Below are 16015 nucleotides of genomic sequence, written 5' to 3'. Positions count from 1 at the left end.
GCACGAGACCCAACTGCCCGCGTGTGTGTCGCGCTCTTCCTCGTGGGGGAGGAGACCAGCGTTTCATCGCATTCGAGAGAAAATGCTCTGACGGGCCAGCGCTACGCGCCGCAGAACGCGGGTGAACCAGATCATGCTCGCGACCTTGCGCCGATGCCGGTCCGGCATCGGCTTGCCCGAGAGTGGGAGCAGGGTGCGCAGGGCGCCATCGTAATCGCGGACCCGGCGCTGCGCGGCAGCGAAGCTCAGCTGGATCGCGCTTGCCTCCGGCGCGAGCGCGGCCGAGCGGCGATGGGCGGCGACGGCCTCGGCATGCCGTCCGAGGCGCGACAGGAGATAGCCGAGATAGTGCCAGGCGAGTTCGGACTGCGGCGCCATCAGCGTTGCCTTGTGGGCCAAGGCCAGTGCCCATTGCTGCTTGCCTCTTCCGATCGCCGCATAGGAGAGCGTCATCAGATAGTGCAGCGAGCGTTTCCGCCGTGCGCGGGCGAGCTGGCGGACGGCTGCCAGATCAACCGTGCCGCTCGCGACCGACAGGACGAACTCAGTCAGGAGCCCGCACTCGGACAAGAAGGACGCGCTGGCATGGCCGGCATGGGGCAGGGCAAGTCTGTCGACCTGCATTTCGCTTGCGATGCGTTCCAAATGCAGCCGTTCCGCGCGCATGACGGGATCGTAGGCGACGATAGCCGGCACGTCCGAGGGCAGCGGGCCGGACAGCTCGGGCCGCCATTTTTCGCGGCGGTGCTTGCGCCAACGCTTCTCAAAGGGCGCTTTTCGGGGATCGCGGCTGTATTGCGGTGAGAGCACCAGCGCTGTTGCCGCGCCGAGGCGGTCGGCAAAACGCAGCGCGGCGTAGCCGCCCATGCTGGAGCCGTAGCTAACGACCCGCGCGTAGCCTTCGGCCGCAGCGCGCGCCGCGGCAATCGCCTCGCGCCAATCGGGCTCGTGATACCAGCGATTGCGGCCATTCACGACATGAACCGCCGAGACTTGGTGGTCCGCGAAGAAACCCTCGCCGAATGCCGGGCGATCGAGGTTTGCCGTATCGGTATAGGAATCGAAGGTCACGACACAGCAGGTGCCGCCTCGATGCGCGACCTTCACGAGCAGGTGCGGCGAGCGGTAGACGACGTCAGCCAAGGCCGGCCTTCGCGGGGCGAAGCGGGGGAGCGAAGGGCCCGAGGTCGATCCGATCGTGATGCATGGTCCCTTCTTTCGGAGCGTTGCCGGCGCTCACGAAGCCTGCTGCGCATGGCCGAGATGGCTGAGTTCCACCTGGCCGAGCGCAATGCGTCCTTCGATGGCGCCTTCCTCGGTCCGGACATGGAACTCCACCGGATTTTCCGGCTCGCTGACGAGGAAGCTGAACTGGGCCGCGAAAATGCCTTCCTGCCGTGGCCGCAGCCGTGCCTCGCCCAGCAAGCCCGGTCCAAAGGCTGCCATTTTGAGCGGCAACCCGACAGCTTCCTTGGTGAAGCCGAGCGTCAGCTTGGCTCGCCAGCGCCCTTCGGCGAGATGAAAGTACGGCCCATAGTACAAGACACGCGACCCGCCCGTGGCATCCATGACGAGCGGGGCCTCTTCGTTCGGGCGATCCCCTGAAAAGAAGACGCGATGGGGCCAGATCGATCTGAGCGGGACGCCAGCGTCGCGCAGATGCGCGATGCCGTTCTCGAGGACGAGCGTGACGATGCCTTCTTCCGCTTCCGTGAAGGTGGATGCCGTCTGCTGAGGCATCGGTCCGACGGACGCCAGTACCGCGTCGACGGCATCGGCCGCGATACCGCAGCCGATATGGTGCGCGATGGCTTGGATCATGATCCCTTCCGATGGCGCAGTGGTCGCATCGAGAAGCAGGGCCCGTTTTTGCGGCCGGCAATCTCCAATCAATGCGACGCTCGCGCCGATCGTCCGCACAGCCTCGATCAGCCCCGGCTGGAACTGGCGCTGGTGGGCGACTGCGTCGATGCCGGTTGTGGTGAAGACGATCATGGGAGCCTGATGCATCGGCAATGCCTGCCGCAAGGACCGCGACGGAAATTGCGAGCAGATGAGCAACGGCGTGGCGTTATCGGGATCAAAAGAGTCAGCCCGATCGATCCAGCGCATCTGCAGATCAGGATGGGCAGATTGCGCGAGAGAGCGGACCACCTCAACCCCCCAAGAGGCAAAGGCGCTTGGTATGCCTAGGACGACGATCAACATGCCGGAAAGATCACTACACGACAGAACGCCGCCCTGCCTCGCTCACAATGTCGCATAAATCGAGCACGCCAGATCAAGATCATAGAAAACGCGCCCGCGGCCTTGCTTGAGGACCAAAGCCGAGCTGCAGAATTCCTTGGCGAACTCCATCGAATGGATCGCCATCAGCATCGCCCGGTCCTTGCGCTTGACCAGAAGCTCGTCATGGCAACGCTGCTGGAAGCGCCTGTCGCCAACCAGGATGACCTCGTCGATGAGGTAGCATTCGAAGTCGATTGCCAGGGACAGCGCGAAGGCCAGGCGCGCGCGCATGCCGTCCGAATAGAAGCGAACCTGGGTGAAGAGCTGGCTCCCCAACTCGGTGAAATCCGCAACATACTCGACGGTCTCTTTGAGCGGCGCGCCGTAAAGCGTCGAGATGAACCGGCACGTGTCGTAGCCGGTCATCTGCCCTTCGAAGCCACCGCCGAGAGCCAGGGGCCAGGACATGTTCAGGCCTCGATGGACCTTCCCATAGGTCGGCCGCTCCACACCGGCCAGGATTTTGATTAGCGTCGATTTTCCAGCGCCGTTGCGGCCGAGAATGGCCATGCGCTCACCGATGCCGATGCTGAACGAGATCCCGTCCAGGACACGGCGTGGGCCATGTTCAGTATGGAATTCCTTGATCACATCGTCGGCGCGCACGGCGCGCTCCGGTCGGGCGGCTGAGACGTCGGGCCGAGCCTGGCCTGCGTGAAAAGCGTTCATGTCAGGGCTCATGCCCGCGGATGTTTTCGATCAGCGAACGGCAGATCGAGTATACCGAAAAGCTCAACGCCACGACGATGCCGATCCAGAGCAGGCGCTTCGGCTGGCTCGGGTAGTCGGCTGCATGCGGTTCGACGACGCGCTCGAGGTAAAGCTGCTGCCGCTGGGACTCGATGCGCGCATTCTCAAGGGAAGCAAGGGCCGAGGCGAGCGCCCGGTCGGCAAACTCGCGCTCCAAAACGAGGCGCTCGTAATCAGCGATAACGGGCGCCAGCGCCTGTGCCGAACCGCCGATCTGGCGTTTCTCTTCGACAATTTGCTGCTCGACTGACTGTATTCGGTTGCGCAGATTCGTAACCTGCGGTCCCTGCGGCGAATTCCGCAGCGCCTCGGCGAGTTGAGCGTTGGCCTGCGCGGCTTCGAAAGATAGTTTGCCGATCGTTTCCAGCAGGTTTTGCGAGGATTTGGCGGGATCGACCGTGCCGGCACGGGTCCGGAAGACTGTGAGCTCCTCCCGCCGTTGGAACGCGCGCGACTTCGCGGACTCGACTTCGGCTTCCGCCGCCCGGATGGTGTCGCGGCGGGCGCGTTCGTTCAGTCGATTGATCAGAGCCTCGGAGCCCTCAAGCAGGGTTTGGGCGATCTTGACCGAATCCTCCGGTCGGAAGCTCTGCACCGTGAGCGTACTTATGCCAGTCCCGCTGTCCTGCTTGATCGAAACGAAGTCGAGATAGCGATCGAACAGCTTTTCGCGCAGATCTTTTGAGAACCAGCCGGGGAAGCGCCAGACGGGATCGCTCTCGGGCCGCGACAGAATGGCCCGCAGGTCAGCCTCTCGCACGAGCAACTCTACGGCATCGCGCGAGCGGACGAACTGGTGGACGGCACTGGCCTCGTCCGAAGCGCGCTCGGTTCCGGTGGTCGTCGGGATCGCGCTCGTGAGCTGGTCGATCCCGGTTCGGCTGGGGCTTCGAACGACGAATTGCGCCTCCGATGTGTATCGGTCGGCGGCAACCAGCCCATAGTACAGCACGGCCACGACACTGGGCAGAACGAAGGTGATGAGGAGCAGGGCGTGGCGGCGCAGCCAGATCAGCCAATCGGGATGATTGCTTGCGACAGGCACGTGCAGATCGAGCTCCTCCGCCCGAAGCGGTACGAGTTCGACATACTCCGTGACCTGATCCGGCGTGACGCCTTGTGACATCGTCTTCTGATCTCTGTGCGAAGAATGCTAGATAGCAGGCGGACTTCTGGATAGGAATGCCGAACTGATGCTTTCGGCCGCAGTATTGTGCGGCTTTGCCAAGGCGATACGATGTCGAGATGAGGCAACGCTTCGAGAAGATCTCCCGGCGGCTGCGGCCGATCGCGCATGCGGCGCGACCGCTCGCGGCCAAGCGATTCGGCCTGCCCATGTCAGGCGCAGCGGACGGGAATGGCGCGGTGGCCGGCGCACGGATACGCCGTTATCCCGCCGCGCCGCGCCTGAGCTGGAGCAAAGTCGCGTTCCTGCTCGTCGTGGTGCTGCCGACGGCGATTTCAGCGCTCTATTTCGGCCTTGTCGCCTCCGATCGATTTATGTCTGAGTCCACTTTCGTCGTTCGCTCTGCGAAGTCACCCCTGTCTGGGGGGCTCGGGGGCTTGCTGCAGATCGTCGGTATTTCGCGCTCGCAGGACGACAGCTATTCCGTGCAGGAGTATCTGCTGTCGCGCGATGCGGTCACTGCGCTGTCGCAGCGCTTGCCACTGCGCGAGATGTTCAATCGCTCAGGCGCGGATTTCATCGCTCGCTATCCGAACCCGATTTATGGTTCGACCGAGGAAGAGCTTTATCAATATTACAAGTCGCGCGTCAGCGTCGTTCACGGTGCGTCCACCGGCCTGACGACGTTGAAGGTTGATACCTTCCGGCCGGAGGACGCCCTCGCGATCAACCGAAACCTGCTCGAGCTGGGTGAGACGCTGGTGAATCGCATGAACGAACGGATTCGCGCCGACGCCATCCGCTTCGCCGAGGCAGAAGTGAAACGTGGCGAAGAGCGGCTGGTCGAGACCCAGATCGCGATCACCGAATTCCGAAACCGCGAATTGATGCTCGATCCGTCGAAGAGTTCGTTGATCGTGGCGGAACTTATCGGGCGCCTCTCCGCCGAACTTGCGGTCGTGACGGCGCAGCTTCGGGAGGTTCAGGCCTCCTCGCCGAGCTCCCCGCAGATTCCCGGTTTGCAGCGACGCATCGCGGCTCTCGAAGGCCAGATCACCCTTGAGCGTCAGCGGGTCTCGAATGCTTCCGACGGCTTGGCCGAAAAGATCGCTGGTTATGAGCGGCTGACCCTGCAGCGTGAATTCGCCGTCAAGGCCTTGGCCTCCGCCGTCACCGGTCTGGAGGTGGCTCGCAATGAAGCGCGTCGCCAGCAGCTCTATCTCGAACGCGTGGTGGAACCGCATGTCGCTGACTATGCCGAGCAGCCTCGGCGTTTGCGCAGCGTGCTCCTGGCCTTTGCCGGTAGCCTGATGCTCTTCTTCGTCGGATGGCTCCTCCTCGCCGGCGTGCGCGAGCATAGCATCAAGGTTAAGTGACGCCGTTAGAAGGCCTTTAGCGGCGGGAACGTTTGGGCAGGAGCGGAATCGCCAAGTGGCTCCGCTCAGGCTGAAAGTGTATCCGTTCAATGGGGGGCGAGGCAATTCTGCTCGGGCAATTCGAGGTCCCAGCCCAGGTTCACTATTTGGTATTTTAGTAATCATATTCGCTAATGCCGCGGTTTTCGTAACTGATCAGCGATGCGCAGAGGCCACACTGGGCGAGGGAATATACCTGTGACGCCTCGGCTTCGTTTCCAAACGGGCTGATCAATGGTAGTCGCCGAGTGGCTTAGGAGATGGGATCAGTGCGGGTTGGCCTAGTAGCGATTCTGTCCGTCATGGCTTTGGCGGGCTGTTCCAGTCTTCCCGCGAGTGGTCCATCCACTGCCGATATTGTTGCTCAGCCCGGGGATAACGCGAATTTCGGCTTCGAGCTGATTGATTTGGCCCCGGCGTCGCTCTCGGTCCTCAACGCGCGCGCTGTCGATAGCTTCAGCGGCAGCTTTGGGGATCGCAGCGGCGCGGTCGAATCGCGGATCGGGATCGGCGATTTTGTTGCTGTGACGATTTGGGAGGCTGGCGCCGGCGGCCTCTTTTCCGCGCCGCTTACGACGGATCGCTTCACGCCTGGTTCTCGGACCGCGACGATCCCCGAGCAAGCCGTCGCTCGTGATGGCACGATATCGGTTCCCTATGCCGGGCGCATTGGCGTAGCCGGCAAAACAGCCGCCGAGGTTCAGGCCACCATCGAGGAGCGGCTCGCAGGTAAGGCGATCCAGCCCCAGATTTTGGTGACGATCAGCCGCTCGGTCAGCAGCACGGTTGCAGTCACGGGAGAAGTTGCATCGGGTGGACGCATTCCCTTGTCCAACAAAGGCGATCGTGTCCTCGAAGTCATCGCCGCTGCGGGAGGCATCCGCGCGCCTGTCAACGAAACGGAAGTCCGGTTGACGCGTGGCTCGCGAACCCTTGCCGTGCCAATGATCGCGATCGTCAACAACCCTCGCGAGAACATCTATCTGCGCGGTGGCGATACGCTGACGCTCGTGCGCAACCCGCGAACCTTTATTGCGGCCGGTGCAACCGGCCGCAATGCGGAGATCCCCTTCGACGCCGACGCCATGAACCTGGCGCAGGCAATGGCCAAGGCAGGCGGCTTGTTGGACTTCCGAGCGGATCCGGAAGGCGTGTTCCTGTACCGGTTCGAATCGTCCGACGTCCTGCGGCGGATCAAGCCGGACAGCCCCCTTCTTGGCTACGGTCGCTCGGTCCCGGTGATTTATCGCGTAAACCTGCGCGATCCCAGCGGTCTGTTTGTGGCGCAAGGCCTGCGCATGCAGCGAGGCGACATACTCTATGTTTCCAACGCGTCTCTGACGGACGTGCAAAAGGCTCTCTCCATCTTCCAGAGCCTGACGTCGCCCGTGGTGCAGGGCGCCAGCATCGCCGCCGGGTTCAAGTAAACAGGGGGCCTGGCGGCCCGTGATGCAGCGAAATCGTGGATTGGCGTTGCCGGATATCGGCAACGCAGCGACTGGGCGAAGCGAAACGTGAGTCATCTCAGGAGGCTGGAGGAGGAGGCGATCTTCCTGCTGAGGGAAACCGCTGCGCTGTTTCGGCGTCCTGTCATGCTCTATTCGATTGGCAAGGATTCGACGGTCCTCGCCCATTTGGCGGCTAAGGCGTTCTGGCCGGCGAAGCCACCATTCCCACTCCTGCACATCGACACGACGTGGAAATTCCGCGAAATGATCGCGTTTCGTGATCGGCTGGCGCGTGCGCTGGGTTTTGATCTGCGGGTGCATTCCAATCAGGAAGGGCTGGCGCGCAGGATCACGCCGTTCACCGCCGACGCCAACACGTATACCCGGATCATGAAAACCGACGCGCTCAAGCAGGCGCTGGAGCTTGGCGGCTTCGACGTCGCGATCGGCGGGGCACGGCGGGATGAAGAGAAGAGCCGCGCAAAGGAGCGCATGTTTTCCTTGCGCAGCCCCCAGCATGGTTGGGAGCCGCGCAGCCAACGGCCGGAATTTTGGCGGCTCGCGAACCCGCATCTGCGCGCTGGGGAGACGATGCGCGTCTTTCCGTTGTCGAACTGGAGCGAGCGCGACGTCTGGCGCTACACGCTCGCCGAGGGCATTCCGATCGTTCCGCTCTATCTTGCGAGGCCCCGGCCGGTTGTGCTGCGTGGCGAAGCCCTGATCGTCGTCGATGACGACCGCTTTCCGTTTCAATCCGGCGAGACAGCCGAATTACGATCGGTGCGCTTCCGGTCGCTAGGTTGCTATCCCCTCTGCGGGGCAGTGGAGTCCGAGGCCGCGACGGTCGCGGAGGTCGTGGCTGAGCTCGCAGCGACCAGCACCTCCGAGCGGCATGGGCGGCTGATCGATGGTGCCGGCGCTGCATCGATGGAGGCGAAGAAGCGGGAGGGCTATTTTTGAATCCCATTTCTGCAGCCTATCAGGCGGTGTTCGGCTCGCCTGAAGCGGCAAGGCCCTGTGAACGTCCGCCGGCTTTGCGCATCCTGACATGCGGTGCAGTGGACGACGGCAAGTCGACCCTCCTTGGGCGTCTGCTTTTTGAAGCAGGGGCCGTCCCCGAGGACCAACTAGTGGCGCTTGCTGCGGATTCGCGGCGCTACGGGACGAGCAACGGTGAAATCGACTATTCCCTGTTGACGGACGGGCTCGAGGCCGAGCGCGAGCGCAACATCACAATCGACGTTGCCTATCGCTACATGTCGACGGCGCGCCGGGATTTCATCATCGCCGATACGCCGGGACACGAGCAGTACACCGCCAACATGGCCACCGGGGCTTCGCAATGCGAGGTTGGCATCATTCTGGTCGATGCCATACGCGGGCTGCAGCAGCAGACTTTCCGGCATGCCGCCATCTGCAGCATTCTCGGCATCCGGCACGTGGTTCTCGCCGTGAACAAGATGGACGCTGTCGGGTTCTCACAAGAGCATTTTCGTCGGATCTACGAAACGTTCGCGCCGGTCGCCGCGCAGTTGAAACTTGATGTCGTCGCGATCCCGATATCCGCTCGCCGCGGCGACAACGTCGTCGTCGCGAGCCGATCTTTGGCTTGGTACGCAGGAGCCACGCTCCTGGAGCATCTCGAACGCGTCGAAATCGCGCAGGCTGACAGCAGTATCGGCTTGCGCCTGCCGATCCAGGGTGTCAGCCGCACGTCGGAGGGCGTGCGCCTCTATATGGGCACGATCGCAACCGGGACGCTGTCGCTGCGCGAGCGGGTCCGGGTTGCAGTCGGTGGGGCCGAAGCCGTTGTAGAACGATTGGTGGGAGTAGAAGGGCCGGTTGACCAGGCTGGCCCCGGGGCTGCCGTGGCCGTCACGTTGACCCCGGAAACCGATCTCGGGCGCGGCGATCTGCTGCATACGGATGCCGATGCTCCCGCCTGCTCCAATCATTTTTCAGCGCAGGTGATCTGGTTTGGCGAGCGGCCTTTGTTCGCCGGCCGCGACTACGAGCTGCGTCTTGGGACTTACACCAGCCCGGTCACTGTGACAGCGATCAGAGGTAAGCTCGACATCGTCAGCGGGCTGCGGGTGGCGGCAACCGAAGTCACGCGCGATGAGATCGCGATCTGCCACCTTGCGACGCCTGGATTGATCGCTTTCGATAGCTACGAGCATTGCCGCGCCACCGGCAGCTTTCTGCTGATCGACCGGGTGACCGGCGAGACGGTCGCCGCCGGCATGGTCCGGAACGCCCTTGATCGCGGGAGTAACCTGTTCGCGCAGAAGTTGACGGTCGATCGCCGAGCGCGCGAGGAGCTGCTTGACCAGAAGGGCGCGGTTCTGTGGTTTACGGGACTGTCCGGGGCCGGCAAATCGACCATCGCCGATGCTCTCGAACGCAAGCTGCACGCCAGGCGCAAGCTAACGATCCTGCTGGATGGCGATAATATTCGGCTTGGGTTGAATCGAGATCTGGGCTTTACCGAAGGGGATCGCGTCGAAAACCTACGGCGCGTCGCGGAGGTTGCCAGGCTGATGGTCGATGCAGGCCTGATCGTGCTGTGCAGCTTTATCTCGCCCTTTGCTGCCGACCGGGCGATGGTTCGCGAGCGTCTTGAAGGAACTCCCTTCCTCGAACTCTTCGTCGATGCTCCTATCGAGATCTGTGAGCATCGCGACCCGAAGGGGCTCTATGCCAAGGCGCGCCGTGGCGAGATTCGCAACTTCACTGGCATAAGCTCAAGTTACGAGCGTCCTGCCGCGCCGGATCTCGTTCTCGACAGCAGTCGGTATGAGGCCGACGAGCTCGCCGACCGTGTCGTGCGCTTGTTGGTTGAACGGGGTATCGCTACCTAGTGGGCAGCACGGTCAAGCCGGCGAATTGGTGGGCGCGCGTCGGGATGGCGGTTGGAGCAGACAGGTTGATCAGGAACAAGAAGATGCCGCTCCCGGTCGATCTGCCAATGCCGAAGCCGATCGTTCCCGGGAGCATCCTTTCCCTGGACGAACTGCGGGGACCGGATCGTTATCACACTGAATGCCTCTGCCGTGCGGCGACGCAAACCGCCTATCTCGGCGAACATGTCGTCCTCTCGCGCATTTTGGGGCGATACAAGGCGTTTCTCGATACGCGCGATCGAGGCTTTGCTGCGCATGTGATGCTCGACGGCTATTGGGAGATGTGGCTGACGCAATTCATCGCCCGTCTAGTCGAGCCTGGAATGCACGTCGCCGATGTTGGCGCGAATTTCGGCTATTATTCGCTGCTCATGAGCGATCTCGTCGGCCCCACGGGTCGCTTGATGGCGGTGGAGCCGAATCCGCCGGTCGTCGAGATGCTCCGGCGAACCCTTGAGCTCAACGGTTTTGCCGGCCGCAGCACCGTCATGGCTGCCGCTGCCGGCGCGAACGAGGGAGAAGGGCGCCTTTTCGTGCCCGCGGGCGAGCCAAAGAACGCGATGCTCGTTGGTGACGCCGCCGCGCATGATGATGCCGCGCTGGTCGCCGTCCCCATCCGCAGCCTCGACGCGTTGCTGGGCGAGTTTCCGCGTGTCGATTTCCTCAAGATCGATGCCGAAGGGGCGGAGGAGGACATCGTCGTCGGGCTGGGGCAGACCATCGCGCGCTGGCGGCCGCGCATCGTGCTTGAGTTCAACCCAGGGCGCTGCCGCGATCCACAAGCCTTGCTGGCGTTGTTGCGCGGGCCCTATCCCGTGCTCCAATGCCTCGGCTACGATGCGGAAGTTGTTCCGGTTTCGGACGAAAGCCTGCTCGACCCCACCAACCATGAGGATCGCTTGCTTTATCTCGATGGGGACGCAGCGATACAGGCGCATCCGTAACCCGGAGAGACCGAGGCTCGAAGATTGGTTGGATTGTGACGCTCCTGATCGACTTTCTATACCTTCTTGGTCTCGTGGCGGGCGCCGTCGTTCTGGTGATGCTGCTGACGGGCCTCTTCTTCGAGGTCATGAATGCCCGGCATCCCGAACGCCGCATTCAGAAGAACCGGGTCAACCGCCGCAAATGGAAGGAATTGCGGCAGGCTCCGATTTCGATCCTCACCTTGTCGGCGTGTTTCGCATTCGGTCTCTTCGCGCAGCGGCAAGGCTGGTCACTTGTGCCACTGGACCTCACTTGGTGGTCGGGACCTTTGACACTGCTGGTGTCGGTCATTCTTTATGACGCATGGTTCTATTGGGTTCATCGGCTGCTACACAGCCGGGCCTTTTATCGCTTTCACGCACTTCATCATAAGAGCGTGGCGCCGACCGTCTGGAGCAACCATCACGAGAGCTTCGCCGAAGCGCTCCTCAACCAGGCCTACTACGCGATCATCGTCTTCATCCTGCCTATCCCGTGGCAGATGCTGGTGCTGCAGAAGATCTACGATCAGGTGAGCGGGATGCTGGGCCATGCCGGCTTCGAGCATTTCGCCTCTCCGGCTGGCCGCACGCCATGGCCGCTTGCCAGCACCGTGTTTCACGACCAGCATCACGGCACGTTCAGGTTCAACTACGGACACACCTTCTCGTTCTGGGATCGCCTGATGGGAACGTTGCATCCGCGCTACGACGACACGTTGAAGAGCTTCGAGGGTTCGGAGCAAGGATCGGAGACCGCTGAGCCCCGCTCTTCGAAATCCCGCTGAGTTCGACTTCGCTTCAGGTCGCGCTGCGGAGCCCCATACGTTACCCCATAGCCTGGGCCGAAGACCCAGAGATGGCAGAGCCATTCTTCTGGTAGCGTTGCGCGATGTAGACGACGCCGCCCTCGCTCAGCTCCCGATAGAGTACAGAACCCTGTGCACCGGCGAATTCCGCGACAAAGCCGCGCATGAAACGAATCTTGGCAATCCGCGTACGCTTGCGCAGCTCCGCGGCGTCGAGAGCGGCGATCACGCCCTTCGATAGGTCTGTTTCGCTGCGCAGCGTGAGCCCCGGCACCGCCAGTTGCTGCCGCAGTTGGGCGAGGGCGGTCTTTCCGCGCATGTCGGCGAATGTGAACCAGCCGCCAGGCGCCAGCACACGCTCGACCTCCCGCGCAAAGGCCGCCACGTCGCCGTAGCAATGCGACGACTCGATATTGACCACGACGTCTATCGAGGCATCGGCGAAAGGCAGCTTCTCCGAATCGCCGACCTCGAAGGTCAGATTGGCGACGTCTCCGTTCAGGCGGCGCGCCAGCTGCACGGTCGCGGGCGAGTAGTCGATCCCCGTGACCGAAGCAGGTGCGTGATAGCGCGCGACATACCGCGCGCCGCCGCCACGGCCGGAGCCAATTTCGAGAACATGTGCGCCGTCCAGCGGCAACCCGTCGACAGCTTGTGCGTAGAGCCCGATGAAGGGGCGGTCGGCTTCGTCGTCCTGGCCGAGCGGAAAGGCGGAACCTGACGGCAGGAAGCCGTAGTTCATGAACCGCCAGTCGTCGTCGCGCCATCGCCGCGACAGCATGTTGTAGAGCATGCGCCACAGCAACTTGCGTGTCCTGGGAAAAGCGCCCCTATCGATGGCTTCAAGCAGACCGGAGAAAGCAGGGCTCGCCATGGGCGCGGTGCCTCAGGTGCTCGGTTTGGAGGCGGTGGCGCCGGGCGGCGGCGGGAGATTGGCTGCCAGCCAGTCCCTTCCCTTGCGCATCAACTCCTGATCGTCGCTGTTGCGCGGGTCAAAACCCGGCAGGTAGTAGCGCAGCACATTCGGCAGGCAGCGCCGCCAATAGCCGGGATTGATCATCGTCACCCAGAAGAAGCGCAGCCAGAAGCGCAAGCCAGTCTTGACCCCGTCCGCCTTGGCATAAATCGGGACATTGCGAAGGAAGAGGACGAGGAAGGGGAAGAGCGTCCCGTTCATTCCGAGGACGCGGACCATATAGCGCCGCCAGCCCGACATCCCCGGCGTCGCGGCCTTGAGCACGTCGAGCGCGACGGCCTTGTGCTCCAGTTCTTCGAGCGCGTGCCACATCCACAGGCGTCGATAGGCCGGCGCGGCCTTGTCCATCAGTTCGGGATGGCGCAGCGTCAGTGTCGACAGCGTCGCGGTCATGTGCTCGATGGCGCAGGTAATTGACAGCCGATGCAGCGGATTCTTGACGATCTCGAAGCCCTGGCGGATCGGCTTTTCCATCTTCTCGACATCGTAGCCGAGCTTCGTCATGGCGCGGTTGTATTCCTCGTGCTCGCGCGTGTGGTAAGCTTCCTGCACGGAATAGCCGTTGATCTCGGCGGCGAGTTCGCGATCCTGAAGCTTGGGGCCGTAGTGCTTCAGCGAGCGAATGAAGAAGCGCTCGCCCTCAGGCAGGAAGATCGACAGGCCGTCGATCAGCACCGTCTTGATAATGTCGTCTTCCAGCCAGTGCCGCTGGGCGTTCTCCAGAATTCCGAAGCGGATGTCGCGCGGAATGATGTCGTCCGCATTCCCCATGTGCTGGCCGCCGGCAGCGTTCGAAGCGTGTGCCATCAGGGCTCGCCCATCCCAAGAATGCTTGTCTTGCCGCGTCGGTTTATCGGCAGAGGGTCTATTATCGCCAATGCTCCGCGCCGTCGAGACCGGCCTCAAAGAAAAGACAAGTACATCTTGAGCCGCCGAGGCTGGAAGGCTCTGGGCTGGTCATAATTTAGATTGACTTCAAAGTGCCAAGATACTCCGCGAATTGAGCGATCGTCGGATAATCTTGCGTCACACCAGGATAGAGCTCCACGCCGTATTCTTGCTCCACTTCCAGAACGAAATGCACAGCGGCGGCGGAGTCAAGGCCCAAGCTCGCGAAGGTCGCCGAGGATTCGATCCCGGCCCCGTCGCGATCGAGCATGGCCCCAAGACCGGCTTTGCAGAAGCGTTCGATGTCGGAAGCTGGCGGCATGGCGATCCGTCGCGTTGATCGTGGGTCCGCGCCCCGAATGCAGCGGCGGCCCTTGGCCGTCAAGCGGAGACGATAGTGCGATCCTCAACCGGCTCCGGAAGATTCCATGGCTCGAGCGTTCCTTCGAGCCAGCGTCGCTTGGTCAAGCCGCGCTGAACCTTGCCGCTCGTCGTCTTCGGCAGCGAGCCGGTTCGGATCAGCACGATCTTGTGCAGGGCCACCTCGTGATTGTTCACCACGGCCGATTGAACCGCTGCAAACACCTCCGGCTCCGAGACGGCATGGCGCTGGCTGCGCTCGACTTCCTGGACGACGACGATGCGCTCGACGTTCTGTTCGTCCGTTACGGTGAAGGCTGCCCCATGATCCCGCCGCAGGGAAGGGTGGCTGGCGGCAACCGTGGCCTCGATGTCCTGAGGGTAATGGTTGACGCCCCGGACGATCATGACGTCCTTGATTCGGCCGACAACGTAGAGCTCGCCGTCCTCGTCGAGATGCCCGAGGTCCCCGGTTCGCAGCCAGGCGCCGGCTTGGCCGGGGGGCTTGTCTTCAGGCACCCGCGGAAGCGCGCGAAACACGCGCTCGCTGTCTTCGGGGCGCTGCCAATAGCCGTCGGCCACACTCGAAGCCTGGATCCAGATCTCGCCGATTTCGCCGGGCTGTAACGGACGTAGCGTGGCCGGATCGACGATAAGGACGGATAAGCCGTCCATAGGCGAACCGCAGCTGACAATCGGGCAGCTGTCTTCGGCATTTTCGGGGGGCGCGATGTGCGCGGTTTTAAGAGCCTTCGCGCTCACCTGACGTATGCGTGGAAGGGCACCTCTTTTGGCGGCGGTCACCAGCAAGGTCGCCTCCGCGAGGCCGTAGGCCGGACGCATCGCTTCCGCCTTGAAGCCATAGGCGGCGAAGGTCGCGCCGAATCGTTCCAGCGTCGCGGCGCGCACCGGCTCGGCGCCGTTGAGGGCGATCTTCCAGCCGCTGAGATCGACGCCTTCCATCAGCTCCGGCCGGAACCGGTCGACGCACAGATCGAAAGCGAAATTGGGAGCCGCGGCAACCTCGGCGCGGTGGTCGTGGATCGCCCTGAGCCAGTTCAGTGGGCGGTGCATGAAGCCCGACGGCGTCATGAGAACGCAGGGCGCGCCGAGATAGATCGGCTGCAGCAGGTTCATGATCAGGCCGAGGTCGTGATAGAGCGGAATCCAGCTGACATGGGCCGAGTCCACATGGTTGCCCAGACGCGACTGCATCATCGCCAGATTGTCGAGCAGGTTGCGGTGGCTGACCATCACCCCCTTCGGCGACGAGGTGGAGCCTGACGTATATTGCAGGAAGGCAAGGTTCGTCGGGTGACGTCGCAGGGCGCAGATCGGCGCAGGCTCGGGTGCCAGCTCGACAAGCAGGTGGCGAATGCCCCGTTCGGCCAGGCGCTGGCGCAGCAGCCCGCGCGGATCGGGATCGGACGCTGGGCTCAGCGCCAGCCGCGGCGCGCAGTCGGCGATGATGGCTGCGCTGGCATCGTGGTTCGCGTTGCGACGCGGTGGCATCATCGGGACGGCAACCACGCCGGCCATCAGGCAGGCGAAGTAGGCGACGACGAATTCCAGGCAAGATGGAAAAATGAGCAAAGCGCGGTCGCCGGGCGTCGTTTCGGCTGCGAGTTGCTGTGCGAGATGCGATGCTTGGGCGCAGAGCTCGGCAAAGGTCAGTCTTGGCCGATCGCCGGGGCGATCGGAGTAGACAGTCACGGCAGCAATCTCGGGCCGTGTCGCGGCCTGATGCTGCAAGACCTCTGCCAAAGACGAGAAATGGCTCATCGCAATCAGTTTACGGAACAAGAGTCGTTATCAATCTAAGAGCGTGATAGCGCCCAATAAGCCTCTTTTACACCGCGAACGAGGCGAAGAGCGCCATGGTGCTTCTATGGAGTGGCCCTTCGGCGAGATCAACCTCGAAAAGCTTGGAGGCGCCGGCTGCGTGCTTGCGCGAAGAGTGCTAGAGCATGGCTCGATCGTCGGCGGCTTGGGCTGCTCCGTGAAACGTTCGCTATCGCGGCACGAGAGCCGGATCGGATCCGGTGGAACCGAGTATGGATACCCTCGCTCACGCCAGGACGACGCA

At 62.8% G+C, this 16015-nt stretch carries 14 protein-coding genes; 6 read left to right on the top strand and 8 right to left on the bottom strand.

The genetic code is table 11. From position 1 onward, the window contains the following. Window positions 1–63 precede the first annotated feature (63 nt). The 4 genes from AB4Z16_RS06365 to AB4Z16_RS06350 all read right to left on the bottom strand — a co-directional run bounded on the left by AB4Z16_RS06365 (window position 64) and on the right by AB4Z16_RS06350 (window position 4165). The gene (locus AB4Z16_RS06365) at window positions 64–1143 is read right to left on the bottom strand and encodes a tetratricopeptide repeat protein (protein ID WP_441510488.1); all 1080 of its coding nucleotides are present in this window, start codon (window positions 1141–1143) and stop codon (window positions 64–66) included. 93 nt (window positions 1144–1236) lie between these two features. Continuing rightward, window positions 1237–2208: a hypothetical protein gene (locus AB4Z16_RS06360; RefSeq protein WP_441510487.1), complete on the bottom strand. Its 972-nt coding sequence runs from the start codon at window positions 2206–2208 to the stop codon at window positions 1237–1239. 42 nt (window positions 2209–2250) lie between these two features. After that, window positions 2251–2895: an ABC transporter ATP-binding protein gene (locus AB4Z16_RS06355; protein ID WP_441510486.1), complete on the bottom strand. Its 645-nt coding sequence runs from the start codon at window positions 2893–2895 to the stop codon at window positions 2251–2253. A gap of 64 nt (window positions 2896–2959) precedes the next feature. Further along, window positions 2960–4165 (bottom strand): KpsE/RkpR family capsule polysaccharide export protein, encoded by a 1206-nt coding sequence (locus AB4Z16_RS06350; protein ID WP_441510485.1) that lies wholly within the window; start codon window positions 4163–4165, stop codon window positions 2960–2962. A 119-nt stretch (window positions 4166–4284) separates the two neighbouring features. On the opposite strand from AB4Z16_RS06350, the gene AB4Z16_RS06345 reads away from it, so the two are divergent. The 6 genes from AB4Z16_RS06345 to AB4Z16_RS06320 all read left to right on the top strand — a co-directional run bounded on the left by AB4Z16_RS06345 (window position 4285) and on the right by AB4Z16_RS06320 (window position 11684). Then, window positions 4285–5541, top strand: coding sequence for a KpsE/RkpR family capsule polysaccharide export protein (locus tag AB4Z16_RS06345; RefSeq protein WP_441510484.1), 1257 nt, complete (start codon window positions 4285–4287; stop codon window positions 5539–5541). Window positions 5542–5882: 341 nt separating this feature from the next. Continuing rightward, window positions 5883–7007 (top strand): polysaccharide biosynthesis/export family protein, encoded by a 1125-nt coding sequence (locus AB4Z16_RS06340; RefSeq protein ID WP_441510483.1) that lies wholly within the window; start codon window positions 5883–5885, stop codon window positions 7005–7007. 87 nt (window positions 7008–7094) lie between these two features. After that, window positions 7095–7988, top strand: coding sequence for a sulfate adenylyltransferase subunit CysD (gene cysD, locus AB4Z16_RS06335; protein ID WP_441510482.1), 894 nt, complete (start codon window positions 7095–7097; stop codon window positions 7986–7988). Then, window positions 7985–9889 carry an adenylyl-sulfate kinase gene (gene cysC, locus AB4Z16_RS06330; RefSeq protein ID WP_441510481.1) on the top strand — a complete coding sequence of 635 codons (1905 nt, stop codon included), beginning with the start codon at window positions 7985–7987 and terminating at the stop codon, window positions 9887–9889. The genes cysD and cysC overlap by 4 nt, the downstream gene beginning before the upstream one ends. Window positions 9890–9996: 107 nt before the next feature. Next, window positions 9997–10875 carry an FkbM family methyltransferase gene (locus AB4Z16_RS06325; RefSeq protein ID WP_441510480.1) on the top strand — a complete coding sequence of 293 codons (879 nt, stop codon included), beginning with the start codon at window positions 9997–9999 and terminating at the stop codon, window positions 10873–10875. Between the two features lie 35 nt (window positions 10876–10910). Beyond that, entirely contained in the window at window positions 10911–11684 is a 774-nt protein-coding gene (locus tag AB4Z16_RS06320) for a sterol desaturase family protein (RefSeq protein ID WP_441510479.1), read from the top strand. Window positions 11685–11724: 40 nt separating this feature from the next. On the opposite strand, the gene AB4Z16_RS06315 is transcribed toward AB4Z16_RS06320, so the two are convergent. From AB4Z16_RS06315 to AB4Z16_RS06300, 4 genes are all read right to left on the bottom strand, one after another. Continuing rightward, the gene (locus AB4Z16_RS06315) at window positions 11725–12579 is read right to left on the bottom strand and encodes a class I SAM-dependent methyltransferase (protein ID WP_441510478.1); all 855 of its coding nucleotides are present in this window, start codon (window positions 12577–12579) and stop codon (window positions 11725–11727) included. 12 nt (window positions 12580–12591) lie between these two features. Further along, complete coding sequence (locus tag AB4Z16_RS06310; protein WP_441510477.1) at window positions 12592–13488, bottom strand: metal-dependent hydrolase; 897 nt, start codon at window positions 13486–13488, stop codon at window positions 12592–12594. A 157-nt stretch (window positions 13489–13645) separates the two neighbouring features. Continuing rightward, the gene (locus AB4Z16_RS06305) at window positions 13646–13891 is read right to left on the bottom strand and encodes an acyl carrier protein (protein WP_441510476.1); all 246 of its coding nucleotides are present in this window, start codon (window positions 13889–13891) and stop codon (window positions 13646–13648) included. Between the two features lie 59 nt (window positions 13892–13950). Continuing rightward, a complete protein-coding gene (locus AB4Z16_RS06300) occupies window positions 13951–15732 on the bottom strand; it encodes a fatty acyl-AMP ligase (protein WP_441510475.1) in 1782 nt (593 codons plus the stop codon). Between the last annotated feature and the right edge of the window lie 283 nt (window positions 15733–16015).

Source organism: Allobosea sp. TAF32 (genome assembly GCF_052113585.1).
In the GTDB taxonomy this organism is placed as follows: domain Bacteria; phylum Pseudomonadota; class Alphaproteobacteria; order Rhizobiales; family Beijerinckiaceae; genus Allobosea.
Note: the sequence above shows the minus strand (reverse complement) of the source record. Positions and strands in the feature narration are given on the sequence as shown.